The sequence below is a fragment of the Actinopolymorpha sp. NPDC004070 genome, from assembly GCF_040610475.1.
In the GTDB taxonomy this organism is placed as follows: Bacteria; Actinomycetota; Actinomycetes; order Propionibacteriales; family Actinopolymorphaceae; genus Actinopolymorpha.
Window position 1 is genome coordinate 1 of record NZ_JBEXMJ010000020.1, and the last position, 23,699, is coordinate 23,699.

Annotated in this window: 22 protein-coding genes; 11 read left to right on the forward strand and 11 right to left on the reverse strand. The window is 65.1% G+C overall.

All coding sequences use genetic code 11. From position 1 onward, the window contains the following. Nucleotides 1-569: 569 nt before the first annotated feature. Nucleotides 570-1,364 carry an HAD-IA family hydrolase gene (locus tag ABZV93_RS27160; RefSeq protein ID WP_354941476.1) on the reverse strand — a complete coding sequence of 265 codons (795 nt, stop codon included), beginning with the start codon at nt 1,362-1,364 and terminating at the stop codon, nt 570-572. Between the two features lie 122 nt (nt 1,365-1,486). Continuing rightward, nucleotides 1,487-2,914: an NAD-dependent succinate-semialdehyde dehydrogenase gene (locus ABZV93_RS27165; RefSeq protein WP_354941478.1), complete on the reverse strand. Its 1,428-nt coding sequence runs from the start codon at nt 2,912-2,914 to the stop codon at nt 1,487-1,489. A 225-nt stretch (nt 2,915-3,139) separates the two neighbouring features. Here ABZV93_RS27165 and ABZV93_RS27170 point away from each other — a divergent pair, with 225 nt between their 5' ends. Then, nucleotides 3,140-3,436 (forward strand): hypothetical protein, encoded by a 297-nt coding sequence (locus ABZV93_RS27170; RefSeq protein ID WP_354941480.1) that lies wholly within the window; start codon nt 3,140-3,142, stop codon nt 3,434-3,436. Between the two features lie 49 nt (nt 3,437-3,485). Here ABZV93_RS27170 and ABZV93_RS27175 read toward each other — a convergent pair whose 3' ends face one another. Next, entirely contained in the window at nt 3,486-4,370 is an 885-nt protein-coding gene (locus ABZV93_RS27175) for a DUF2267 domain-containing protein (RefSeq protein WP_354941482.1), read from the reverse strand. A gap of 593 nt (nt 4,371-4,963) precedes the next feature. On the opposite strand from ABZV93_RS27175, the gene ABZV93_RS27180 reads away from it, so the two are divergent. The 3 genes from ABZV93_RS27180 to ABZV93_RS27190 all read left to right on the forward strand — a co-directional run bounded on the left by ABZV93_RS27180 (nt 4,964) and on the right by ABZV93_RS27190 (nt 7,007). Continuing rightward, nucleotides 4,964-6,196 (forward strand): FUSC family protein, encoded by a 1,233-nt coding sequence (locus ABZV93_RS27180; RefSeq protein ID WP_354941484.1) that lies wholly within the window; start codon nt 4,964-4,966, stop codon nt 6,194-6,196. 162 nt (nt 6,197-6,358) lie between these two features. Next, nucleotides 6,359-6,562, forward strand: a complete 204-nt coding sequence (locus tag ABZV93_RS27185) for a hypothetical protein (protein WP_354941486.1) — start codon at nt 6,359-6,361, stop codon at nt 6,560-6,562. A 13-nt stretch (nt 6,563-6,575) separates the two neighbouring features. Beyond that, nucleotides 6,576-7,007 carry a thioredoxin family protein gene (locus ABZV93_RS27190; protein ID WP_354941488.1) on the forward strand — a complete coding sequence of 144 codons (432 nt, stop codon included), beginning with the start codon at nt 6,576-6,578 and terminating at the stop codon, nt 7,005-7,007. Here the strand turns inward: ABZV93_RS27190 and ABZV93_RS27195 are convergent. Beyond that, nucleotides 7,004-8,362: an NAD(P)/FAD-dependent oxidoreductase gene (locus ABZV93_RS27195; RefSeq protein ID WP_354941490.1), complete on the reverse strand. Its 1,359-nt coding sequence runs from the start codon at nt 8,360-8,362 to the stop codon at nt 7,004-7,006. The two genes, ABZV93_RS27190 and ABZV93_RS27195, sit on opposite strands and share 4 nt — an antisense overlap. A 187-nt stretch (nt 8,363-8,549) precedes the next feature. After that, entirely contained in the window at nt 8,550-9,098 is a 549-nt protein-coding gene (locus tag ABZV93_RS27200; RefSeq protein ID WP_354941491.1) for an Hsp20/alpha crystallin family protein, read from the reverse strand. 436 nt (nt 9,099-9,534) lie between these two features. On the opposite strand from ABZV93_RS27200, the gene ABZV93_RS27205 reads away from it, so the two are divergent. Beyond that, nucleotides 9,535-9,885, forward strand: coding sequence for a hypothetical protein (locus ABZV93_RS27205; protein WP_354941493.1), 351 nt, complete (start codon nt 9,535-9,537; stop codon nt 9,883-9,885). 106 nt (nt 9,886-9,991) lie between these two features. Here the strand turns inward: ABZV93_RS27205 and ABZV93_RS27210 are convergent, their stop codons facing one another. The 3 genes from ABZV93_RS27210 to ABZV93_RS27220 form a co-directional block, all read right to left on the reverse strand. Further along, the gene (locus tag ABZV93_RS27210) at nt 9,992-10,786 is read right to left on the reverse strand and encodes a DJ-1/PfpI family protein (protein ID WP_354941579.1); all 795 of its coding nucleotides are present in this window, start codon (nt 10,784-10,786) and stop codon (nt 9,992-9,994) included. 27 nt (nt 10,787-10,813) lie between these two features. Beyond that, complete coding sequence (locus ABZV93_RS27215; protein ID WP_354941495.1) at nt 10,814-11,899, reverse strand: acetate/propionate family kinase; 1,086 nt, start codon at nt 11,897-11,899, stop codon at nt 10,814-10,816. Between the two features lie 103 nt (nt 11,900-12,002). After that, nucleotides 12,003-12,452, reverse strand: a complete 450-nt coding sequence (locus ABZV93_RS27220) for a DUF1931 family protein (protein WP_354941497.1) — start codon at nt 12,450-12,452, stop codon at nt 12,003-12,005. A 337-nt stretch (nt 12,453-12,789) separates the two neighbouring features. On the opposite strand from ABZV93_RS27220, the gene ABZV93_RS27225 reads away from it, so the two are divergent. The 3 genes from ABZV93_RS27225 to ABZV93_RS27235 all read left to right on the forward strand — a co-directional run bounded on the left by ABZV93_RS27225 (nt 12,790) and on the right by ABZV93_RS27235 (nt 15,892). Further along, nucleotides 12,790-13,350, forward strand: coding sequence for a type 1 glutamine amidotransferase domain-containing protein (locus ABZV93_RS27225; RefSeq protein ID WP_354941499.1), 561 nt, complete (start codon nt 12,790-12,792; stop codon nt 13,348-13,350). Nucleotides 13,351-13,572: 222 nt separating this feature from the next. Next, on the forward strand, nt 13,573-14,730 hold the full coding sequence (locus ABZV93_RS27230; protein ID WP_354941501.1) for a glutathione-independent formaldehyde dehydrogenase: 1,158 nt from the start codon (nt 13,573-13,575) through the stop codon (nt 14,728-14,730). A 514-nt stretch (nt 14,731-15,244) separates the two neighbouring features. Next, complete coding sequence (locus ABZV93_RS27235) at nt 15,245-15,892, forward strand: hypothetical protein (RefSeq protein ID WP_354941503.1); 648 nt, start codon at nt 15,245-15,247, stop codon at nt 15,890-15,892. A gap of 814 nt (nt 15,893-16,706) precedes the next feature. Here ABZV93_RS27235 and ABZV93_RS27240 read toward each other — a convergent pair. Beyond that, nucleotides 16,707-18,071 (reverse strand): glycosyltransferase family 2 protein, encoded by a 1,365-nt coding sequence (locus tag ABZV93_RS27240; RefSeq protein WP_354941505.1) that lies wholly within the window; start codon nt 18,069-18,071, stop codon nt 16,707-16,709. A 576-nt stretch (nt 18,072-18,647) separates the two neighbouring features. On the opposite strand from ABZV93_RS27240, the gene ABZV93_RS27245 reads away from it, so the two are divergent. The 3 genes from ABZV93_RS27245 (at nt 18,648) to bfr (ending at nt 20,744) form a co-directional block, all read left to right on the forward strand. Next, nucleotides 18,648-19,691, forward strand: a complete 1,044-nt coding sequence (locus tag ABZV93_RS27245) for a glycosyl hydrolase (protein ID WP_354941507.1) — start codon at nt 18,648-18,650, stop codon at nt 19,689-19,691. A 377-nt stretch (nt 19,692-20,068) separates the two neighbouring features. Then, a complete protein-coding gene (locus ABZV93_RS27250) occupies nt 20,069-20,269 on the forward strand; it encodes a (2Fe-2S)-binding protein (protein ID WP_354941509.1) in 201 nt (66 codons plus the stop codon). Continuing rightward, nucleotides 20,229-20,744, forward strand: coding sequence for a bacterioferritin (gene bfr, locus ABZV93_RS27255; protein ID WP_354941511.1), 516 nt, complete (start codon nt 20,229-20,231; stop codon nt 20,742-20,744). The genes ABZV93_RS27250 and bfr overlap by 41 nt, the downstream gene beginning before the upstream one ends. 244 nt (nt 20,745-20,988) lie before the next feature. Here the strand turns inward: bfr and ABZV93_RS27260 are convergent, their stop codons facing one another. Together ABZV93_RS27260 and ABZV93_RS27265 are read right to left on the reverse strand one after the other, a co-directional pair. Then, nucleotides 20,989-21,960: a zinc-binding dehydrogenase gene (locus ABZV93_RS27260; RefSeq protein ID WP_354941513.1), complete on the reverse strand. Its 972-nt coding sequence runs from the start codon at nt 21,958-21,960 to the stop codon at nt 20,989-20,991. A gap of 281 nt (nt 21,961-22,241) precedes the next feature. Further along, nucleotides 22,242-23,648 carry a glycosyl hydrolase family 32 gene (locus tag ABZV93_RS27265; protein ID WP_354941515.1) on the reverse strand — a complete coding sequence of 469 codons (1,407 nt, stop codon included), beginning with the start codon at nt 23,646-23,648 and terminating at the stop codon, nt 22,242-22,244. Nucleotides 23,649-23,699: the final 51 nt, after the last annotated feature.

Sequence of the window (23,699 nt, forward strand, 5' to 3'; positions counted from 1 at the left end):
TCCGCATTCGGAACCACAGTGGCCGTCCCATCCACCACCGCAGCAATCACCGAATTCGTCGTACCCAGATCGATACCAACCGCTTTCGCCATGATCAAATCCGTTCAGAAGGTCTCAACTGCAGGTCATGTCCGTCGCCGAACCGCTCTGTGGATGAGCCACATCAGCGGATCGCATGCAGCACCGGAAGACTGTGATCCAGACCGGATACCTGGAGGCAGAGATTCGACCGGGAACGTAGCAAACACGAGGTCGCGAAATCTGCGCACTACCTCGCAGTCTCACGCCCAAGGAGCAGGGTGTAAAGAGGCCTACAGCATCGAATATCCGAGCCACCTTTTAGTACTGTCCCGCGCTGAAGTACGCGGGCCTTGACTTGAGTTGTCGGGGGGCAGAGATCCGGTGTATCAATGGACTTGAGTCGTGACGGAACTGTCGCCAGTCCTCCGTAAAAGTGGTCCAATTACCGGCCCCCACGACCGGCTCACCTCGCATACGTGGTGTCCCACGCCTGTCCAACGGAGCGGGCGGGTCAAACTAATTCCTGGAGAAGTACCCCACAGACCGGATCAGCCGTGCCTGGTGGCCAGGCGCCCGTCGGCCAACGCGGCTACGTCGACATCATCGAGGGTGGTGACCACGATGTCGGCGTTGGCCCTGGCCAACAGGTCGGCGTCGTCGGCCCTGGCGACCCCGATCGCGGACATCCCGCCGGCCTTCGCGGCCTCGATCCCCGCCGCGGCGTCCTCCACAACGAACGAGTTCTCCGGCTTGACCTGAAGCTCGTGGGCCGCGGTGAGGAACATCTGTGGATCCGGCTTTCCGTGCGCGAGATCTCGGCCCGAGACATCGGCATCGATGAAGTCCAGCAGCGTGAGCCCCGGCCGTACGGAAGGCGAGGAAATGTGATGCGCTGAGGCGAATGTGTCAAGCCGGATCCTTCGCAGGATGAGCTTGGTGTTCGTCGACGACGAGGCGGTCGCCGTGCGGATCCCGGCATCCTTGACGGCGATGATGAACCGCAACGCGTCGGGAAAGGGGGTGAAGTCTCCGGCCTCGATGAGACGGACCACCATCGCCTGCTTGCGGTCGGCGTACTCCGCTGCTCGCGTACCCTCCTCATCGTCGGGAATGTCGAAGTAGGCAAGGGCCGCCTGCGCGCCGCGCATGCGTGGCTTGCCCGACAACTCCTCCTGGTAGACCCGCGACGTGAAGGCTTCCGGCGTCCAGCCCGTCCGGTCGCGGACGTCGAGCCGGTCCGGTTGCATCAGCTCGCGCAACGACTCACGCCATGCCTTCTCGTGCGGCGAGTCGACGAGGACACCGTCGACGTCGAAGATCCCACCCTCAAAACGTGTCGGCATGTGTCATTCCTAGACCCAGCTCCGTTCGTGCATCATTGGGTGCCTGACCGAACGTGGGTCACCTGGCCGCTCCGCCTCGATGGATGGTGCTCGCCCGGTCTCCATTGTGCGGGTGGTTCTCCTCAGCCCTGAGCGAAGCCGATCGCAGAGGTCGTCGGGAAGGTGCGGATCAGTTTCCGGTTGACGAACTCCTTGATCCCCAGGTGGGACAGCTCTCGCCCGTACCCGGAGCACTTGATGCCGCCGAAGGGCAGTTCGGGCCGGGACGAGGTGGGGTGGTTGACCCAGACCATGCCGGTGTCGAGCCGCTCGGCGACCCGGTGTGCCCGGTCGAGATCCCGGCACATGACGACGCCGCCCAACCCGTACGGGCTGTCGTTGGCCAGGCTGACGGCCTCGTCGTCGTTGGCGACCTGGTAGACCACGGCCGCCGGCCCGAAAAGCTCCTCATGGTAGGCACGCATCCCGACGCGTACGTCGGTGAGGATCGTCGGCTCGACGAAGGCGCCGGGCCGGTCGATGCGCCTGCCACCGGTCACCAGGGTGGCGCCCTCCGCGACGGTGTCACGGATCTGGCTCACGAGGTTCTCGGCGGCCTCCTCGGACGAGAGAGGGCCGAGGGTCGTCGCCGGGTCCATGGGGTCGCCCGGGGTGAGCGCCTCGAAGCGTTGGCGCAGCCGGCCGACGAACTCGTCGTAGACGTCGGACACAACGATCATCCGCTTGGCGCTCACGCAGCTCTGCCCCATGTTGCCCATGCGGCCGACGACGGCGGCGTCGATAGTCCGGTCGAAGTCCCTGCCGTCGAGCACGATGAACGGGTCACTCCCACCGAGCTCCAGGACGGTCTTGTCGATTCTGCGCCCAGCCCGCTCGGCCGCGCTCGCACCTGCCCGGTCGCTGCCGGTCAGCGAGACCCCCTGCACCACTGGATTGTCGATGATCCGCCCGATCCCGGATCCGCGTACGAACATGTTCGTGTAGGCGCCGTGGGGAGCGCCCGCGTCTCGGAACAGCTGCTCGAGCGCGAGTGCCGACTGCGGGCAGTTGCTTGCGTGCTTGAGCAGGATCGTGTTACCCGCAACCAGGTTGGGCGCCGCGAAGCGAGCTACCTGGTAGAACGGGTAGTTCCAGGGCATGATGCCCAGGAGTACGCCGAGCGGCCGGTTCGCCACGACGGCGGTGCCCTCGTCCACGGCTATCGGCTCGTCGGCGAGGAGTTCCGGGCCCTGCTCTCCGTAGTAACGGAGGATGTCGACCACGAGATCCACTTCGCCGTAGCTCTCCTCGATGAGCTTGCCCATCTCCAAGGTCACGGTACGGGCGAGTTCGTCGCGGCGCTGCTGCATCAGGTCGGCAGCCCGGCTTACGACCTGCGCCCGGTCCCCGGCGGGCAGCCACCGCCACTCCTGGAACGTCCGCTGAGCCTGGTCGACTGCTCGGTCGGCCTCCTCGTCGGACATTGCGGGGAACTCGCGCAGTACCTCGTTTCTGTACGGATTGACGCTCTGGATCGACGTTCTTGCGACTGATGGTGTGGCGGTCGTCATGATGATGTCTCCCCGGCCGATTGACTACCGTCAAGCACATGCCGACGGCCGGGCGGTGGGCAAGGCCGAAAGCCCTCTCCTGCCCGGGTCGACCGGACCGCCCAGGTCCCCCGGGCCGGCAACAGTGACCCGGCTCCGGATCGGTCGTGAGCCGGGGTTTCCCACACCGAAGGAGTAACGGCCGTGTGCCGGGGCAGGAGCACAGGCGAGGGAAGGAAGGACGCTGTGAAAAGGATCCTGCAATTCGACTCGGCCCCACCGGGCTGGTACGCGCGCTGGCGGATGAGCCCTGAGATCACCCGGTCGTCCCAGGTGACCGTCTGGGCGTTGGTGGAGGACTCCGAGTCCGGCGCCAGACAGGTCGTCGGCGTCGACGCCCTCGGCCAGTGGCAGGGCAGCCTGGAGAACGAGCCCGGCTGGGACTTCGTGCGTTACTTCTACCTGAGCGTCGACGCCGGGCAGCCGGATGACCTGTTCAGTCCGGTGCAGAGCCAGATGGAACAGGTGCCGCGTCAACGGTGACCAGCGGGCGGCAGGTCGCCCGCTGGCCAAGCGACGGTTGCGCTCGCGATCAGCCTGACCACAGGGCCGCGTACTTTGGGCCGAGTTGTGCCACGACGTCGTGGAACTCCTCACCGACCGCCTCACGCAGCGTGGTCATGACCGCTCGAGCGTGGACGAACGCCTCCTGCGGTGTCACACCTTCGCGCTCGGCCACCCGGGCAAGGAACCTCTCCACCGACATGCGCTGGTCCTGATCGGCATCCACGGACCTGCCGGCTCGCAGGGGGTCATGGAGCTGGGAAGGCAACCTGCTGATCAGATCGTCGACCTCCCCCGCGGCGATGCGCTCGGCGAGGGTTTGGAGAACGGCATCGGTGACCCGGCTGGCGTCGCCGTCATGGAGCTGGGCGCGCTGGGCAACGCGCTCGAGGAAGGCCCCGGCCGGAAGGATTTCCGGTCCAGTGGGCAGGACAAGCACGAAATCCTTGGGCAGTTGCGCGACGAGGTGGGCGAACTCCCGCTCGCTCAGCGCGCGGGAGAGTGCCATGAGGACCGCCCTCGCGGCCCGTGTCGCGGTCGGAAAATCCATGTCGCCCCGCTCCGCCACGCGGCGGATGAACTCGTCGACATCGAACCCCTCTGCCGGGTCGGCGGTGAACAGCAGGGGACCCAGCTCCGGCGGGAGCTCGCCGGCGAGATGACGTGCCTCGGTGGGGGAGATCCGCTCGGCCAGGGTCTGCAGAGTGGCAGCGGTAGCGCGGTCAGCCTCTACTCCTGTGGCCCCGCCGCCTCGTTCCACGATGGTGAGAAACTGGTCATAGTCCATGTTTTGCATCTCTCGCTGCAAAAGGGTGGAGACCCGCCCGACCGACGGATCTGGTGGACCGACGCCGGCCGACCACTTCCAGCGGCCGCGACGGCCGGCATGCCATGCAGATGAGCGGCGGCTCATTCGATGTCGTGATACTTACGTCGGGGTGCACCCGTGCTGATCACTCCGCATCGTGAATCTTCGCGAAGTCACCGTAGGAAATTTGCGGTGTGCCTGTGGTGTCGACACCGGCTCCTCGTCCCCAATACCGAGGTACCGCTCCCATACTCTCAGAAACCGCGCTCCTCGAGGCAGGCATTCTCGTCCTGGCTGAGAGTTTCAGCGACTTCTCGACAGTCCGGCACGACGTGGCACAATGCTGAGAACGACCGGCGAATCTATCGGACGATGGACGCGCATTAGCCGACTCATTGCTGGTACAGAGCAGAAAGTTCCAAAAAAGTGTTCACTGCCTATGCCGCGATGACGTCGGAGACGGCGATCGGCGGCGCCTCTGGTGGCACGGTCACACACAAGCGACCGCCGTCGCAGGGTACGCCTCCGGCGCGGCGCCGACGGTCCGTGTGTCTACCTGTGTCAGGCGCGAGCTGGTGCTGAGCCACCGATGGCGGCCAGGTGCCCGCGGGGCGGAGCGGCAGCTGAAACATACCCACGGACCAGGCCAGATCGTACGCCTTACCCGGCGAGGCCCCGACGCGTTCGCCCGGCAGGCCATGCGGGCCACGGCCGCCGCGGTCATCGCCTACGTAGTGGCGCAGCGGGTGTCGAGCAGTCCGCAGCCTCTGCTGGCTCCGCTCACCGCCCTGATCGTCGTCCAGGTCACGCTGTATGCCACCCTCACCAGCGGAGTGCAGCGGGTGGCCAGTGTGGTCGTGGGTGTACTCGTCGCAGTTGGCTTCGCCCATTTGGTGGGACTCACCTGGTGGAGCCTGGCGATCTTGATCTTTGCGTCCCTTGCACTGGGCCGGGTCCTGCGACTCGGGCCGGCTGTACAGGAGGTCGCCATCAGCGGCATGCTCGTAATGGGGGTTGCCAACCCAGCGGCAACGGCACAAGGACGGGCGCTCGAGACATTGATCGGGGCCGGGGTGGGAGTCCTTCTGAACCTGCTGGTGCCCCCATCTGTCTACGTCCAGACGGCCGGCGAAGCCGTCGACAGGCTTGCCGACCAGCTCAGTGATCTACTGCACCGCATGGCGCGTGAAATCCAGGAGGGAGCGAGCGCCGAGAACGCCGGCTCATGGCTGTCCGAGGCCCGTCGGATCGATCGCGAATTCGTCAGGGTGGATATCGCGCTCGTCAAGGCCGAGGACAGCCTGCGCCTGAACCCTCGCGGCCGTCAACTGCTGCATACGCGGCTGATCTTGCGCAGTCGCATGGACACCTTGGACCACTGTGCGGTATCGGTCCGGTCGCTCTGCCGTACCCTGGTTGACCTTTGCGGCCCTCACCACAGGGCTCTTCTGTCCGACGAGCAACTGACCGACTCGCTGGGGGGCCTCCTCAGCCACCTGGCGGATTCGTTCGACGCCTTCGGCGTGATCGTCACCACCGAAATCGCTCCGGACACCAAGCCCAACCGGGACGATCTGGATCACGCCTTGGCCCAGGCCCGCATGCGTCGCGACGCGGCAGCCGAGCTTCTGCGATCGCGAGTGTGGGATGACCCACAGGGTTGGGAGCTCGCGGGAGCCCTGTTGGCCGCCGTCGACCGACTCATGACCGACCTTCAGGTAGGCACTCGTCCCCCCGGAGAGACCCGACGCTCCCGATCGAGCCGGATTCCGCGTCTGGCCGCCCACCGTTTGGCCACAACAGTCCGTGTCCTCAGAAAATGGATGGCCTCCGCTGCCCAGTCCCGCAGGCGGGCAGCACTTTCGCCGACACCAGGTCGGTCCCGGCCGAGCGATGACCATGTTCTGCGCGAGAAGATCACCCCCCAGTAACGGTCGGACGTTCAGTGCCCAAAAGCCACCGTCGCACGGGCCTGAGCTTTTCCGGCGGACATTCGTCTGCGGCCGGCGTCACTAGTTCCGCGGCGGATCACGCCCATTGAAGGCGCCCCTTTACACGATTCGGGGAGCGGGGGACAATGTCCGGTGACGGGAATGTTCTACAACCAGGTCACGGGCGCGGCCCGCACTCAACAGCACTATTCTTCGCAGGCCAGGCGCGAAAACGCTTATGGGTCGAAGGGTCAAACCTCGCTGATCCCGGCGATCGTTGACGTCGGACGGCAAACCAGGCGGCTCGACATGGAGCGTGAGAAGCCTTATGACGTCACACGGTCTCCCAGCCAGCGTGACATGTGAGCGTTGCGGTCGGATGAACCGCGTACGGAGCATTGCTGAGAGTGCGCCGCACTGCGACAGTTGCCATTCGGCCCTCCCCTGGGTCGTCGACACCGGTGACGACACGTACACCGACGTCGTGGAGAGGTCGCAGGTTCCAGTCCTCATCTATATGTGTGCACCGTGGTGCCCTCCGTGCCGTCGCATGACGCCCATCCTCGAGCAGATCGCCCGGGATCTGGCCGGGCAGGTGAAACTCGTCGAGGTCGAGGTGGACGAAGCGCCAGAGATCCTCGAACGCCTCGCAATTCGTTCCGTACCCACGCTCGTTGTCATGAAGGGCGGGAGGGCGCTCGCTACACACGCCGGCGCGGCGCCTGCCGTGATCGTACGGTCATGGGTGGAGGAGAACCTCGCATACGCGTCCTCGCCGACCCGCGTGACGCACGCATATTTCCTCGACTAGTTTTTGGTCCCTCGGGCAACCTCGGACCGCTGGTCCGGGTGCCTGGGAGCTGGGACGGCAGGGCGCTCGACTCTGGCCGCGAGTCGGACCGTAGAGCCTTCGACCAGACCGAGTTGGACGACCTGGCGGGGCGAGAGTGCACCGATGAGCCAGTCCGAGGCGATCCGGGCCCGGTTGTCCGGAATGTCGAGCAGGTGGAGCGCGCGCGTCAATACCTTGGCGGGTACGCCGGAGACGGGATATCCGACAGGGTTGGCGACCGCTCTCGCCCCGGCAAGGTCGACTGCGAACCCAAGGTCGTGATGCCGGTACGCACGGCTGCGGCCGCACCCGTAGGCCGCGGCGATGTTGTGAGCAACGCACCTGCCCTGCCGTTCCGCGTGCTGCGCCGTCATCGGAGTGAGTTCACCCGGGCGCGTGCTGTCATGGACTGCGGTCGCGTCGCCACAGGCGTGGATCTCGGGATGGCCTGGCACGCTGAGGAACTCGTCGACCACGAGTCGCCCCCTGGTGGTCGGGAGGCCCAGGCTCTCGACCAGCGGATCCGGCCGCACTCCGACGCACCACACCAGCGATCGGGTGGGTACGAACTCCCCGTCGGACAGGTGCACACCACCAGCGGAGGCTTCCTCCACGGTCGTGCTCGTTCGAATCTCGACTCCGCGCTCGCTCAGGATCCGAGTGGCTGCGACCGCGAGGCGGGCGTCGAGCTGGGGGAGGATGCGAGGCGCCTGCTCGACAAGGAGCCACCGGACCAGCTGTTCGAGGCCGCCAGGGCAGCGCCGAGCGGCCGTGAGGGTTGCCAACTGTCCCTGCGAGGCCACTTCGGTCCCGGTGTATCCAGCACCCACGACCACGAAGGTGCAGCGCTCATTGCGTTCCTCGGCATCAGCCGTCTGCGCCATTTCGATCTGCTTCAGCACATGGTCGCGTAGGTAGAGAGCCTCGGCGATGCTGCGGAATCCGTACGCATACTCCGCGATTCCCGGGATCGGAAGGAGCTTGTCCACACTCCCGACAGCGAGGACCAGATGGTCGTAGCCGAGCGCCCTGCGTCGACCGTCGGGATCGACAAACGCCACCCGCCGATCAGCGAGGTCGACTTCGACAACCGTGCCGAGAAGGAACTGGACTCCCGGGCAGGCCGCCGCCAGCGGTACCGCAACACGCCGAGGCTCAAGGACACCGCCGGCGACCTCGGGAAGCAGGGGCAAATACAGGTAGTAGTCGGTGGGGTTTACCTGGACGATCTCCATCGTGCCCTTGGTCACCCGCGAGAGGGTCCGCCCTGCGTGGAAGCCGGCGAAGCCGGCGCCGACGATGACGGTGCGCCTGCGCGCGGGATACTCGTTCACGGCGACCTCGGCCCTGTGAGTAAACGTGACATCGACCCTTCGACTCCGACCTCGAGTCGACACCCTTCCAACCGGGAAAGCGGCAGCCTCCCGGTCAGAGACGGTCGCGATGACCAGACCCAGGTCGGCTGCCGATTTCACCAACGAGGAAGCACAAGCGTGAACACCTTGCCGCATCCCGGCGGGACTACTTCTTCTTGGCGGTCTCCCCTGTTTCCTTCTCGGACTTCTGCTCGCTCTTCTCGCTTTTCTCGGACTTCTGCTCGGACTTCTGCTCGCTCTTCTGCTCGCTCTTCTGCTCGCTCGTCTCAGTGCGCTGGACAGGGATGGACCTCGGCTCGGCCATCTGCTCACGCACCGGAATCGACACCTCGAGGACGCCGGCGTCGTACCGGGCAGAGATCTCACTCTCGTCGGCCCCCTCCGGCAACATCACCCGGCGCTCGAACAGGCCGTAGTGGAACTCTGTGGTTCCGCGCTCGCGCCTCTCCTCCCTACGTTCGCCACGAATCGTCAGTATCGAGTTGTCAACCTCAATCTGGATGTCCTCGGGGTCCATCCCAGGGAGTTCGGCCCGGACAACGTACGTCCCATCGTCGACGAACTGCTCGAGCCTCATACCTCGCACTTCCGTCGGAGCCTGCTGACTGCCCCACGCCAGAACCTGTGGGAGATTCTCCGCCCACTCGAGGAGGTCGGGGAGAGTACGCACTACTGCTGGCTGCCGTGTCGCCATACAAGTCCCTCCTTTGCTGTCACGTACGAGTCGATCACGGTCATCTGCACTGTTTTCAGGGGCGAGCGGCCCCTGACCACGCGGCACTTTTCCTTTATTCTTTGAACCTGTTACCGACTCCACCGCCGCCTTCCCGTATCCGTCCTCGGTCGGCGCGTGCACCCCGGCACGGACTTTTCCAGAACCTAGGCCGAGATCAGGCAAGATGTCTGATCAGAGAAGCCGGCCAAGGAAGCGCGCTCCCCCGTATTCAGCAATTGGAGCAGGCACGCCGCCGTCGTGGCATATTTCGTCGGATGTGCACGCGCCACATGAGGGCGCAGCCTCAGGACCAGGCCCTTGCGGGCTGTTCTAGTGTGGAATTTGGGCCCTGTGGGGACCGATCGAAGGACGAGCAGGCCACTCTCGAATTCCGTCCTGGTCGAAAGGAGAGATGATGACAACCAAGCTGAACAGCAGAGCGTTCGATTTCGCTAAGGAACTGGTCAAGGGCGGAAAGTACGTCATCGACGACAAGGACGCGTGGAGCGAGCACCGACCGTCGGCAGCACAGGAGAACGCCTACCTCGACGAACACGGGTTCAGTGCGTACGGGAAGTGGTACCTCGGCGTCGACGACGAGGCTCCTGCCGACACGAAGGCTCATTACAAGTTTCCCTACGGAGATTTCACCAAGATCCACCGATGTGGCGTCATCAGCGCCGAGACCCGAGCTGCCCAGCAGAAGTACGACGACATCGAGTCCGCCGCAGGCCACCTGCATGGCATGCTCGACGGCGCCGCTTGACAAGGGTGGCGAGTGGCTCCTCAGAACAGCTACGGACGCGTGGACACAACACGCCTGGGTTCCGTCGACCTCCTTGGGGCCGACGGAATCATCCGAAGCGGCTCGCCTAGACCACCGGTCGTTCCGCTTTGGCCTGGAGGATGTGCATGAACTCGTGCATCCAGGCGGGGTGGTCATTCCATGCCCGCCCGGACACCACCTGCCCGTCCACGACAGCGGCTGCGTCGACGAACTCCGCACCCGCAAGAGTGACGTCCGGTTCGAGTTCCGGGTACGCCGCCGTGCGTCGGCCGGCAAGGACACGCGCGGCGGCCGGGATCAACGGTCCGTGACACAGCTGAGCCACCGGCGCGTCGGTTTCGTAGAAGTGACGTACGATTCGCTGACAGTCGGGGTCATTCCGGATGTATTCCGGTGCGCGCCCGCCAGGGATGACGAGTGCTGCGTAGTCAGCGGGTTCGACGTCGGCGAACGCGACGTCCGCGGGCCACGCATACCCAGGCTTCTCGGTGTAGGTGTCGAAATCGGGGCTGAAGTCGTGCACGACGAACTGTAGCTTCTTTTTCTCCACGGCCGCGATGTCGACTTCATACCCCTCTTCTACGAGTCGCTGGTACGGATACATCACCTCGAGTGACTCAGCGCCATCACCGGTAATTATCAAGACCTTGGGCATCTGTACACCTCCTGTGAACGCTCGGAGATGTCCCAGCAGACGCCAGGAAGTGGCAACCGGCAAGGGCCGAACATCCCAGGACGGTTCGGCGGCGCTCGCTCGCTGCTCGGCTGGGTGGTCACGGCCCCCAGCGTTCTCCGGCGCGAGCACCCGGTCGAGGACGGTCGGACCGTCGTCGGCATTCCTGTTCGCGAGGTGATGGGCGAAACGAGGTAGGAAGGCCACGATCAGCAAGACCGACAGGATCCTCCCTCAGGGAAGCGCCGCTGCGGCGTCCGTGGCGATCTGAAGGTCTTCTCTGGGCTCGACGACAAGGACGGAGACCGCAGCACCGGCCGGGCTGACCGGGCCGTCGTCGTTCCTGTTGCCGCGCACGGGCGCGGGAACACCGAGTTGGCGCAGTCCGAGACATACCGCCAACCGAACTTCTGGTTGGTCCCAGCCGATCTCGCCGGTGAACACGAGCGCGTCGAGGCGCGACAGGCTGCTTGCGGCCGCGGCGATCTCACGTCGTACCCGGTGTACGTACACCTCCAGGGCGAGAGTCGCGGCGTCGTCACGAGGGGCTGCAGCGACCAGCTCACGGGTGTCGCCAGAACGGCCACTGGACAGTCCCAGCAGACCCGACTCGCGGTAGAGCCCCTGAGCCAGCTCCTCGAGGGAGAGCCGACCGCCGAGCAGCCAGATCAGCATGCCTGGGTCGATCGCGCCCGACCGGCTGCTCATCGGAAGGCCGTCCAGCGGGGTGAAGCCCATGGAGGTGTCGACGCTCCGGCCACCGTCGACAGCGCAGACCGACGCGCCGCCACCCAGATGGCAGATCACCATCTGTAGGCCGGCCACGTCTTGTCCGACCAGCTGTGCGGCACGTCGGGTGGCCCACGAGTAGGACAATCCGTGAAAGCCGTACCGTCGCAGTCCCCAATGCGACCGCCACCGCGCGGGCAGCGGGTATGTTGCCGCGGCAGCGGGCAGACTCGAATGGAAGGCGCTGTCGGGGCAGACCACGTGAGGTACACCTGGTAGTCGTTGCCTGAGTCGGTCGAGCAGCATCAGCGCCGGAGGGACATGCAACGGTGCGAGGTCGGCCACGCTGTCCAGATGGGCACGTAGCAGGTCATCGACGACCCTGGCACTGCGTACCTCATCACCGCCGTGGACAAGCCGGTAGCCAACCGCATCGGGAGCCTTCTGGTCCGCGACGAAGGCGTCCACGATGCCCAGGACCCCCGACGATTCCGGCGGGTCGGAGATGTCCAGCCGATCCCCGGTGGCGCCACCGTCGACATAGACGAGGTGGAGGCTGCTCGACCCCGCATTGACGGTCAGAATTCTCACAGTGCCTCCGGTCCAGCGTCGCTTGCCCACCTCTCGTCATTCCTGCCTGAGCTCGCGGCCTTCTCAGCCCGGGACAGGTGGCACAGTGCCTTGACGGGCGGCTTCAGAGGAGCTGACCGAAGATCTGGAACACTCGCGACCAGTGCTCGGTCTGAGGGTTCTTCAGGCCAGGGTCGATGATCTTGAAGGTCCTGGCCAGTGCAAGGCTGAGGCCACCGGCTACGTTCGGCAGCCTTTCCTCGGTCTCGTCGCTGATCGTGACGTCCAACGGAGGCCGTGCGGCCAGGATGTCAAGGATCGGGGTCAGTTCGATCTCCTCGTCGAGGCGCCGGAACTCATGGATGCTCTCCTGGAGTCCCTTCGTGATGGGCAGGTCGGTCGGCTGGATGACGTCCCTCCCGTTGGCCTTCGCCGACGCCTTCGCGATCAGGAAAAGATCGTAGATCTTGTTGTCCAAGAAATCCTGGTAGCGCTTGAGATCGTTCTTGTCGACGTCTAGGCTCGCCGCTGCACGGAAGAACCGTTCGAATCTGCTCCTACTCTGGACCGGCATAGTCGCCTCCTGGTCTCCAGGCCGGCATCGCGTCACAGTTCTCACCACCCTAACCCTCAGCGTCTTGAACGGTCCCTGGCGAAGAAAACGACATTCCGTCCGTGGTGATTAGCACTGCAACTATTTACGGGCACTGCCCCTTGTGGGGAACTGCCCCATCTGGTTGCGTGGAATCTGAGACCGGGGAACGCCCGACGCGTAGAACGGCTCCCGCGCTGGCGTGCGAACTCGGAGTGGAACCTCGCCGAAGGCCCGAATACCTATTTTCGGCGGCTCCCCGGACGACCTGGCCAGTCGTTGCCGGGTCACCCAGACATCGGACAGGAAGGTGGAAACCATGGATTACCCGCTGCAGAACAAGACGGTGGCGTTCGTGGCCACCGACGGAGTGGAGCGGGTGGAACTCGAACAGCCTCGGGGTGCACTGTACGGCGCCGGGGCAAGAAGCGAGATCCTCTCGATCCACCCCGGCGAGATCCAGGCACGCCAGTTCGACCTCAACGCAGCAGGAACCTTCCCGGTCGACCGGCTCCTGGCCGACGCCTCCGTGGACGACTACGACGCCTTGGTCCTGCCCGGCGGGACCATGAACCCAGACCAACTGCGCATGAACAAGGATGCCGTCGCCTTCGTGAAGGCATTCGTCGAGAGCGGTAAGCCGATCGGCGTGATCTGCCACGGTCCCTGGACCCTCGTGGAGGCCGACGCGGTACGCGGTCGCCGGTTGACCTCATGGCCGAGCGTGCGCACCGACCTGCGGAACGCCGGAGCAGAAGTCGTCGACGAAGAGGTGGTCATCGACGGGCAGTTCACCTCCAGCCGTTCACCGGCGGACCTGCCGGCCTTCTGCGCGGCCATTATCGACCAGTTCACTCGCGCTCCCAGCAGAGCCGCCTGACAGTAGTACTGCAGGCAGCGGTCCCTTGTGCAGGTGGCCGGAGCGTGGTTGCGTGGAAATCGCGAGCAGCGGTTCGCTGCTGAAGGTGCTGCCGCGCGGATGAATCGAAACCGCAGTCAGCAGATCGTGGTGTCGCCTCCAGCCTGGCCCGAGGCACCCTGCTGATCAGGCTCCAACCCACTGGCGGGCCGGGAAACAGCGCAGAAGGCGAGGTATCGCCCCATGAAAGCAGTCGTGTACCACGGCCCACGTAACGTAGCCGTAGATGAGGTTCCCGATCCCAGGATCGAGCAACCGACCGATGCGATCGTCAAGATCACGTCGACGAACATCTGTGGGTCCGACCTGCACATGTACGAAGGCAGGACGTCGTTCGAACAAGGGCGGATCTTCGGGCACGAGAATCTCGGCGAGGTCGTCGAGACAGGACCAGCCGTGCAGGACCTCCACCAGGGCGACATGGTGGCGGTGCCGTTCAACGTCGCGTGCGGAACCTGCGAGAACTGCAACGCGGGGTTGACGAACTACTGCCTCACCGCAAATCCGGATCCCCAGATCGCGGGCGCGGCCTATGGGTTCGCTGACATGGGGCCGTGGAACGGCGGACAGGCGGAATACCTGCGGGTACCCTGGGCTGACTTCAACGCCCTTCCTCTCCCACCTGGCGCCCGGGACAAGGAAGACGACTACGTGATGCTTGCGGACATCTGGCCGACCGGCTACCACGCCACCGAGATGGCAGGTGTCGCGCCGGGTGACACCGTGGTCGTCTACGGCGGCGGACCTGTCGGTCTCTTCGCGGCCTACTCGTCCGTACTCAAGAGCGCCTCCAAGGTCATGGTGGTCGACCGGCACCCCGATCGCCTGGCGCTGGCGGAGAAGATCGGCGCCGTTCCGATCGACGACTCGAAGACCGACCCGGTCCATGCGGTCCTCGAGCAGACCGACGGCAAGGGAGCGGACCGCGGTTGCGAATGCGTCGGCTACCAGGCGCACGACCCGCAGGGCAAGGAGCAGAACAGCCTCACGCTCAACCGTCTCATCGACTCGGTGAAGTTCACCGGCGGGATCGGCGTGGTCGGCGTGTTCGTTCCCAGTGACCCGGGATCGCCTGACGACCTTGGCAAACAGGGAAAGGCGCCAATCGACTACGGCAAGTTCTGGTTCAAGGGCCAGTACATGGGAACCGGCCAGTGCCCGGTCAAGCGCTACAACCGCAAGCTCTGCAACCTGATTGCCGCGAACAACGCGCAGCCGTCGTTCCTCGTCTCCCACGAACTCCCACTCAGCAAGGCGCCGGAGGCCTACCAGCACTTCGACGCCCGCGATCACGGCTGGACCAAGGTCGTGCTCAAGCCGCACGCCCAGACCACCTCGTGATACCGGGAGGTTCAGAAGGGACCGCCCCGAAACTGCCCGCCACCGGCTGCGACCCCATGCGTAGCCGGTGGCGAGTACTTGGTGCGCGGCGCTTGAAGAGTGCCGCCACCCTGGGGCTATCGAGACGACGCCAACGGTCTGGTGCCCTGAGCCAGTGCCCGCTGCTGGCTGCCGGTGAGTGGGTTGGCCTCTGCGTGCGCAACGATCAACCCATGTGCTCGCGCGTTTCTCCGTAAGTGCCGCGGGTACTGCCGCCAGATGAAGGCGATACGCGTCGGCCTTGTCGCCGACCCTGCGAAGCCCACTCAGATAGCGCGCCGGACACTGCGCTGTCCCGACTGAACGACCAGGCCCACGAACATCAGTGGGATGTGGTCGTCGGACTCACCGAACTTCCTCTTCGCGACGAAGACGGTGGATACCTGCTGATCGAGACCGACCCACAGCACCGGACGGCGGTGCTGTCCCTCCCCGCGCTGGGCGGCTTCGCATGCACAAACGCAGCCGCCACGCGTTGCGCGAGCTCATCAGCGGCATGTTCGACCCCACCTCGGAGCGTGGCCACCGGGTGCCGCTGCCTCGGCGTGGTGGCCGCTGGCGCCTGCTTCTGGGGATGGTGCTCGCGAACCGGCCGTGGCGCCTCGTGCCCGGGCTCAAGACAGCCCTCGTCGCGGCACTCACGACCGGCGTCATCGCCACCATCTCCTCCACCGTGTGGGTGTTGGCAGGCTCGTTGTCGCCGTGGCGCCTGGTCGTTGCGACGATCGCCTCCATCGCGCTCGTCGTCGGCTGGCTCGTCGTCGACGGTGGCCTGTGGGACCGCCCGGATGACGACTCCTCTCCAGCGCGGGAGCGGTCGCGTCTGTACAACACCTCGACGCTGGTGACCCTGACCGTCGCGGTGCTCATCTGCTACATCGCGCTCTACGTCCTGAACATGCTCTGGGCGCTGTTCATCCTCGACCCATCCTTGATGGGCGGCTACCTCAAACAACCATTCCGCTACGCAGACCTGTTCGTGCTGGCCTGGTTCGTCGCGTCGGCGGCCACCGTCGGCGGCGCACTGGGCAGCGGCCTCGAGTCCGACGAAGCCATCCGTGCGGCCACGTACTCCAAGCGAGAGGAGGACCGCCGCAACCGGCTCGCACGCGACCAGACCTGACGCGCGAGGCTGAACGCGGCTGCACGTCGTTTCCGGTGGCGCCTCGCGACCCTGTTGGAAGGCCGCAACGTGCGCAACACGCTCAACGGTTGCGGGAGCTCGGTGTCGCCGAGCTCGTGCCTGGTTCATCGTGCCGCAGTTGTGGCGTCCCACCGTGCTCTACCGGAAGGATCCGGCCCAGCCCCAGTGAGCAGTAACCGCCTCGTCCTACTCGTCAGACCGTGCTTGACGGGTCAGGCTCGGCCGTCTCGTCAGGTTCATCGACGGCTGGTTGTGGCCATCGGCTGGCCAGCAGTGCGCACCCGCGCCCTGGTCGCGTTGATCGAGGCCAAGGAAACCCATCTCCTCGAGGCGGCGGTACGAATACGCCAACGCCGAGCAGCTCACCAACCAGATGGCCTGACCAAGCCATCAACCCTGTCCGTCAAAGCGGGGCAACCCAGTTCACGCCGGCGTCCAGTGGGCAGGCGGCAGCCCCGGAGTCGCCACTGCTGACCACAATCCGGCCCGGCGCCTTACGAGCCGGAATCTCCGGATATGTCGCCATGGTGTGGTCAGCGTGACTCCACTTGTCCTCCCAGCGTCCAACTGCCAACAACTTCGTGCTCAGTGTCCACGCCGGGTTGCGGAGTCGGCCGGCGTGCTGGGCTCGGTGTACGGAGCACGACTCCGGGCCCTTCGCAGGTCGGGACCTGTCCCCGGCGCCCCGCGGTATCTCGGCGTCCTTTGTCCAGAGTTAGTGGGGCGCGCCCCGCTGCCTCGAACCCGGCCGACCTGCGGAGTGGTCGGGCGCAGGCGAGGTCGAAGCTGAGGTTCATGACGGCTTTGCGATGACCATGAACCTGTTCTCGACACCTCGCAGGAACTTCACGAATCCGCACAGTCCTGGCACGCTTTCCATCAGGCCGAAGACCGGGATCAGGAAGATCACGGCGAGGGGCTCCCACCACCTGCGACGGCCGTCGCCGGATACGCATGCGTTGACCCGGAGCCCCTCCCAATACATCCAGATCGTGTAGGCCATGTTCAGCGCCCAGAGAGGAATGACGAAAACCGTCACCGGCGACGTGTTCGGGTCGGACAGAATAAGGCCCAGGAGCATGACGACTCCGACGTTCTGGATCGGTCCGACGACCCATGACATGACGGAGTATCCGAGCAACAGCCGGTTTCGCAGTTGCAGCGAGCCGTTGCATACCAGGCCCGCCAGCCCCCACGACCAGCGCTGCCGCTGCTGGAAGAAGTCGCGGAGACTTGCCGGCGAGGCGCCGTAGCTTCGCCCGCTGAACCAGCCGCTCCGCCCCTTGTACCGAGCGCTGAAGAGGAGTGCGAACTGAGCGTCCTCGACCAAGCTTCCAGGGCCGAAATCCCAGCCGATCGCCGCCTCGATCGACGCCCGCACCAGCAGAAGCTCACCATGCACGCCCGCACGCGGCGTACCCGTCCCGGTCCAGGCGGAGAACCGCCCGACATCTTCGGCGGGCCGGACCGAGTCCGCGAGCCAGGTGAACCTGTTCACGGCGTACTCACGCGGGTAGGTCAGGATGCCCTGTGCCAGGTGCTTGGCGTCGCCGTCAGCCTGACGCTGTTCCTCTATGAATCGGGCCATGGCGACGGCGGTGTCCGGACCCACGCCGGTGTCGTCGTCCATGTGCAGGACCCAGACGTCGTCCCGGTCCTCGTGCTCACGGATGCGCAGCTCATGCGAGTAGTGGGCTGCGCGTGCCTTGAACTTCGTTCCGTTCAGAGTGCGATATCGCTTTGGAACGGTGACGAGCCGTATCTGAGGGTTTTCGGCAGCCAGCCTTGTGATCCGTTGTCTGGCCTCACAGCCCTCCTCGATGACGATGTCGATCCGCAGGTAGGGAAAAGGCTTGGAGAGATGGGCGACGTAGGAGAGTACTGAGCGCTCGAGCGCCGGGTAGACGTCGTGCCGGCCAATGGTCGGAATGACAACGATCAAGAAGTTCCTGCATCTGGGCAAACCGCGGCCTGCCCAGCGTGCCTCCGACTCGCGCAGTGCCTTGCGCGTACGTCGTATGCCGAACATACCGGTGAGAGTGTTGAGAATCTGCCACGACCACAGGATGGTCAACGGCCAGCCAAGCACGCCGGCGACCGGGTCCACGAAGAAGCGGTCGGTCACCATTATCCCGAGGTAGCCGAAAGCGATCGGCAAGTACGTAGGCTCCCAACGCTCCAGCCTCCGGTGCAGTGCGCTCGTCTGCCCCCGTTTCGGCGAAGTGATCGTGGCTCGAGGCGCCCCCGCGCTTAGCTCTTCCCGGCCTTCCAGCGTGGCGTCCCAATCCGCCGGCACAACGTTCGACCCCCTTTTCCCACGCCGTCATCGCTGGGCAATGAACAACCAGTCGTCGGCAATTTCACCCTGAACAGGTATTTGTTGAGCACCTCAACCCGTCTGACGACAAGCACACTTTTGCCAAGATCACAGGAGGGCCCAAGTCAGGGAACTTTTCAGTTGCCGTTGCCTTGACGCTCGTGATTCCCAACCTCATCAGCCGTCCAGTGCGGGGACCACACCCGAAGGTCCCAGCACTGTGCTGGCGCACTCACCAAATCAGATCGCCCCGATAGACGGGGTTTGTTCAGAGCTTGGCTTTACTCGCCGACGGGCGCGCGGCTAACATCGCACGCCGACCCCATGCAAAGGAGTGTGATGAGTAGGCGGAAGCGAGCTTTTCAGGCGATTGCTGTTGCAGTTGCCATCTCCGGAATCGTTGCATCAGTGACAATCGTGGCGAAGGCGGTCAATGGCGCGAAAACCGCCCCGATCGCTCGCCACGCGGCCGGCGGCCAATCCGCCAAGTCCGACGTACTCCGGTGGATGTCCGGTCTTCCACACGGTGGCGAAAGAGGCGTCGTATCCGGCTTCTTCGGCGGGTACAGCGGCGGTACGTTCAGCCTGGAGCAAACGGAGCTACTCAGGAAAGAGACCGGTCACTATCCAGGTCTGCTGGCCTGCGACTACGGCAACTGGGTGAGCAGCGCCAACACCCAGGTGGACACCTCGTGCAACGGCACGTTGAAGAAGTGGTGGAGCAGTGGCGGACTCGTCAGCGTCGGCATTCACATGCCCAGTCCGACCGGCCACAGCTTCGACACGAAGCTCGACGACTTTGCTGATCTCACCAACACCCACACCGCCGTCGGGCGCTCCTGGCAGCGCTCACTAGAGCGGATGGGCGACGGGCTGAGCGATCTGCAGAAGGCCGGCGTCGTAGTGTTGTGGCGACCGTTCCACGAGATGAACGGTGACTGGTTCTGGTGGGCCAACCAGCATCCGTCCGCTTTCAAGAGGGTATGGGCGTACACATACGACTACCTCGTCAACACCCGCGGACTCGACAACCTGATCTGGGTGTACGCACCGGACTGCAGCCGCAACAGCAATCTCACCGACTACTACCCCGGCGCGGGCAAGGTCGACGTCGTGGGACTCGACTGCTACACGGACAACCCCTCTGGTGGCGACGGCAAGGTTGTCAGAAACCTCGACAGGCAGTACAAGCAGATGCTCAGCCTGGGCAAGCCTTTCGCCTTCACCGAAGTAGGCCCGCGCTTCCGCGTGGATGGGACATTCAACTGGAAGAAGTGGATTGACGCCATTCAGCAGCGGTATCCCAGGACCACGTACTTCCTCGCTTGGAACGACAAATGGAGCCCGGCTCAGAACCGGAACGCCAAGGGCCTGATGAACGACCCGTGGGTCATCAACCGAGACAACATCGGCGGCGCCACAGGCGCCCCGTTCCACGCCCCACCGGTCGGCCGTAGCTGACGCCGCGCGGACGGCCACGCGCATGGCCGTGGCCGTCCGGGCAGGCAGGTCTCCGATAGACCATGGCGGGTCCAACAGGCTCCGCGTCATACGTCCCCGTCCGCCGCCCGATGGAACGAGCTCCCAGACACCGCGGCGCTCTACGGCCCGCGTAGCTGACGGATCGGACATCGACTGGACAGTCTGGACAGATGGGGCACGCGTCGGCGTCACCGAGTCCGGCGACGTCGAGCAGGTCGGGGCCTACTGGCCGGGGCCAAGTCCCACGTCAGGTTGATCCCGCACGTGATGACCGGGACCGGCTTGCCGGAACCGAAGATGTCTTGTAACTTGGCTGGATAAGGGCAGCCTTACCTATCCCACCGAGGCGGCATCTGATGATCGTGTGTCATTGCGGGGTCGTGAACGACCGCGCGGTCGTCGACGCCGTCCGCGGCGGGGCCCGCACTCTCGCCGGCGTCTGCAGGTCCACCGGTGCCGGACGCGGCTGTGGAGGGTGCATCTTCTCGATCAAGCGTCTCCTGTGCGAGCATCAAGATGATCCCGCATTGCAGGAGGTGGACGTTGCAGCCAGTTAGTCCTCGATTGGTCGAGTTGCTCAACGATGCCCTGACCTTCGAGCTCACGGTGACCAACACCTATTTCCTCCACGCTAGGACGCTGGACCACTGGGGGTTCGAGCGGCTGGGCAAGGTCTTCTACGACCTGTCACTTGAGGAGATGCGCGACGCCGACGCGCTGATTCAGCGGATCCTGCTCTTCCACGGCCATCCCAACGTGCAGCGGCTCAATCCCATCCAGGTGGGCGAGGACGCGGTCGAGGTGCTGAGGCTCGCGCTCGGGAGCGAGCAGGCCGCCGTCGCGCAGTTCAATGCCTCGGCCGAGGAGTGCCACAACCTCGGCGACCACGGCACCGCGGCCGTCTTCGAGGAGATGGTCCGCGACGAGGAGAAGCACGCGGACTGGTTCGAGAGCCAGATCGACGCCATCGACCGCGTCGGCACCGCCAACTACCTCGCCCAGCAGATCTCCACCGGCCGGTCCCCCGCCTAGGCTCCACCCCGGCCCGGCCCCGCGCTCGCCGCTCCGGCTGCGCTGCTGTCACCCACGCATCGCGACCCCCTGCCAGCCAGTACCTGGCCTCGGGCCAGTCGCAGTGCCAGGTCATCTACGCCGACCCCTAATGACTGCGTCGGATCACGCCATGGCATCGTCCCTACGTCGCTCACCGAACGGTAAACGTGGCACTGGCAGGGCTCGCGGATGCGTTGCCTGTAGGAGTTCCGTTCAGGCTCGCCTACTGCCAATCGAAGATTACGCCCACGGTGGCTGAGCGGTCCGCGTCCAGCAGTGCATACGCCTCGGCGCCGTCGCGCGGCGCGAACTTGTGCGTGACGAGACCGCACATCCCTGCGAAGCGTCCCGACGCCACGAGGCTGAAGAACAGCCCGCGAATGTCGTGTTCACGCCGTCCCAGCAGGTGGCGGCCATGTGCGCCCACCACGGTGAGGCCACGAACGATCAGATCGGAACTGAGCCGCTGCTGGGAGGGATCACCTACGTCGCCGACAATGACCACACGGCCGTGGTCGGCCACAGCGGCCAGGGCGTGAGTGAGAACGCCCGGGTTGCCGGTGCAGTCGAGGACTGTAGCCGGTGCTGCGATTCCAGACAGTCCGTTGGCCAGATCCTGCTGCAGGACTGCCGTAGCTCCGCCTGCTCGGGCGAGCTCGAGCCGCGGTCCACCCCCGCGATGGACCATCACAACGTCGGCCGCGCCCAGAGCCGCCAGCCATCGCACGGTCATCTGACCGATGGGCCCCGCCCCGACGACCACGGCCGAACTGCCCAAGCGTGCCTGTGATGCTTCCACGCCGACGAATGCGACCTTGGCCAGCGCGAACCACGCCGCATCCTCGTCCGAAACGTCGTCTGGAACCCGCGTGCACACGCTCGCGTCGGCGACATGGTGAGACGCGTGACCGAGGAGAGCCACTACCCGGTCACCTGGGCGGAAGTCGCCGGTGACATCAGGGCCGACATCGCTGACCTCGCCGACGAGCGAGTACCCAGGACGACTGGGATAGTCAAACCACCGGTCCCAGTGCGTTCCAGGGGCGAATCCGCCGCTGTAGATGATGCCCTCGGTGCCGGTGCTGATCAGCGATACCCGAGTTCGCAGCCGGATCTGACCAGGCGCGAGATCGGGTAGCTCGACCTCCCGCAACTCGACCTTGCCTGGCTGTGGAAAGACGACTGCTTCGGCCATGTCCTCATGTTTTCATGGCGGCAGGGAGACAGGTGGTCTCGGTGCGGAAGCGTGCTGCCGTGCCGGTGGCCTGTCGCCGCCGGGCCTACATCTCGAAGGGCGCCAACACTCGTGCGAACGATGAACTCAGGGCCTCCTACCCGAGGTGCGACCGCAGAGCGTCATCCTGCACATCAGCCCGGCGGCAACGGCACCGGGTCGGGAGACCAGCTGCACCGCGGCGCCGACGCCGGGTACTGGCCGAGCAGCTCGCGGATGCGGGCGGCGTCGTCGATCGCATATCAGGCGGGGGCTTCGCACTCCCCCGAGCTGGCAAGCTCAGCTCGCTCGATGGTGACCGTGCCATCGACCACGTCCACTGACAGGTAACGACCCGGCCGATCGTAGGCGCGCACGTTCAGCGCTACCCCGTCGACGTACAGGGTCGCGATCGTGCCGTCAACGACGATATCGATGTCGTAGGCCCGCCCCGGCTCGACGGTGAACGGACGCTCCGAGCCGCGGTTGTCGTAGCGGTACCACGGATAGTTTGGGATCCGGTCGAAGTCGATCCTGCGCTCCCCGGCGCGGAAGGTGAAGGCATAGCCGTCGGTTGCGGTGTCGTCCTCGAACAGCCTGAGAGCAAAGCTACGCGGGGACTGCGGCGTGATACCCAGACTGATCACGTACGGGTACTCGGCCGGGAGCTCACCAAGTTGTCTGGCCTGCCGGCCATCCGGGGACGCCAGAGTGATCGGGTCGCCGATCAACTTCTCCGGCCGGCCCAGTGCCGCCCGGACGGTGTCAGGGATACGGACCCCAAGCGAGCCATCTGCTCGCTGGTACACCTCGTGCACCACCAGGGTTCCGCCCCACTGCCAAGCACCAAGATCAGTTTCGCCTTCCTTGGTCGCGACCCAACCGAAGAGGTAGCGGCGCTCACCATCCGAAGCCGACCGCGCGGCGTAGTAGGCGCGACCGTCGAAGCCGTCATCCACCGGCGCACTCCACGGACCAAGCAGGCTCTCGCTGCTGCGGTAGACGGTCTTGCTGCGATCGCTGTATTCAGTGGTCAGCAGGTACCAGCGATCCCCGATCCGGAAGAGGTCCGGCATTTCGTGCATGGTGTAGAGATCCGGTGCCCAGAAGTCGCCCTGAAAGGCCCACGATTCCAGGTCGGTCGAGGTGAACCAGACCGTACGGCCGGTGACCGCGCGAAGGTCAGATCCCTTCCGGGCGCCGAGAATCATCACCCATCGGTCGTTCTCCTCATCCCGCAGCACGAACGGATCGCGCCAGTTGTCCGGATCATAACCTTCCTGCGGCGGCAGCAGGTCGCCGTTGATCTTGGTCCAGCTCTCCAGATCCTCGCTGACCGCATGCATCAATACCTGGGCCGGCTTGCCCGCTGCCGCGTGGTCCCGGTTGTAACCGGTGTAGAACGCGTGATACCGACCATTCGCTTCGAACACGCTGCCGGCGAAGATGAACTGATCTTGATCCTTGTCGCCGCCTCGCAGCACCACTTCGCCCAGGTCGGTGTAGCTCACGAAGTCGGTAGTACGGGCGAGCGCCCATCCGAACGGTTCGCCGAACGGGCCAGGTCGTCGAGTGTCCCGCTGGTGGAACAGTTGGTATGCGCCATCGGCGAAGACGGGCATGCAGTCCCCGAACCAGGTTTTCGGGTGCTGGTAGTAAAGCCCGGGCATGGGTTCGATCTCCTTATCTCGTTCGGTGACGGCGATCAGATGTTGGCCCGC

Bases quoted from the DNA above. Each gene is read 5' to 3' on its own strand.
- ABZV93_RS27260 (WP_354941513.1), bottom strand. From the start codon at position 21,960: ATGGCCGAAGCAGTCGTCTTTCCACAGCCAGGCAAGGTCGAGTTGCGG.
- ABZV93_RS27220 (WP_354941497.1), bottom strand. From the start codon at position 12,452: ATGCCGGTCCAGAGTAGGAGCAGATTCGAACGGTTCTTCCGTGCAGCG.
- ABZV93_RS27160 (WP_354941476.1), bottom strand. From the start codon at position 1,364: ATGCCGACACGTTTTGAGGGTGGGATCTTCGACGTCGACGGTGTCCTC.
- ABZV93_RS27205 (WP_354941493.1), top strand. From the start codon at position 9,535: ATGACAACCAAGCTGAACAGCAGAGCGTTCGATTTCGCTAAGGAACTG.
- ABZV93_RS27250 (WP_354941509.1), top strand. From the start codon at position 20,069: ATGATCGTGTGTCATTGCGGGGTCGTGAACGACCGCGCGGTCGTCGAC.
- ABZV93_RS27165 (WP_354941478.1), bottom strand. From the start codon at position 2,914: ATGACGACCGCCACACCATCAGTCGCAAGAACGTCGATCCAGAGCGTC.
- ABZV93_RS27185 (WP_354941486.1), top strand. From the start codon at position 6,359: ATGTTCTACAACCAGGTCACGGGCGCGGCCCGCACTCAACAGCACTAT.
- ABZV93_RS27265 (WP_354941515.1), bottom strand. From the start codon at position 23,648: ATGCCCGGGCTTTACTACCAGCACCCGAAAACCTGGTTCGGGGACTGC.
- bfr (WP_354941511.1), top strand. From the start codon at position 20,229: ATGATCCCGCATTGCAGGAGGTGGACGTTGCAGCCAGTTAGTCCTCGA.
- ABZV93_RS27190 (WP_354941488.1), top strand. From the start codon at position 6,576: ATGAACCGCGTACGGAGCATTGCTGAGAGTGCGCCGCACTGCGACAGT.
- ABZV93_RS27200 (WP_354941491.1), bottom strand. From the start codon at position 9,098: ATGGCGACACGGCAGCCAGCAGTAGTGCGTACTCTCCCCGACCTCCTC.
- ABZV93_RS27180 (WP_354941484.1), top strand. From the start codon at position 4,964: ATGCGGGCCACGGCCGCCGCGGTCATCGCCTACGTAGTGGCGCAGCGG.
- ABZV93_RS27225 (WP_354941499.1), top strand. From the start codon at position 12,790: ATGGATTACCCGCTGCAGAACAAGACGGTGGCGTTCGTGGCCACCGAC.
- ABZV93_RS27230 (WP_354941501.1), top strand. From the start codon at position 13,573: ATGAAAGCAGTCGTGTACCACGGCCCACGTAACGTAGCCGTAGATGAG.
- ABZV93_RS27175 (WP_354941482.1), bottom strand. From the start codon at position 4,370: ATGAGCCGCCGCTCATCTGCATGGCATGCCGGCCGTCGCGGCCGCTGG.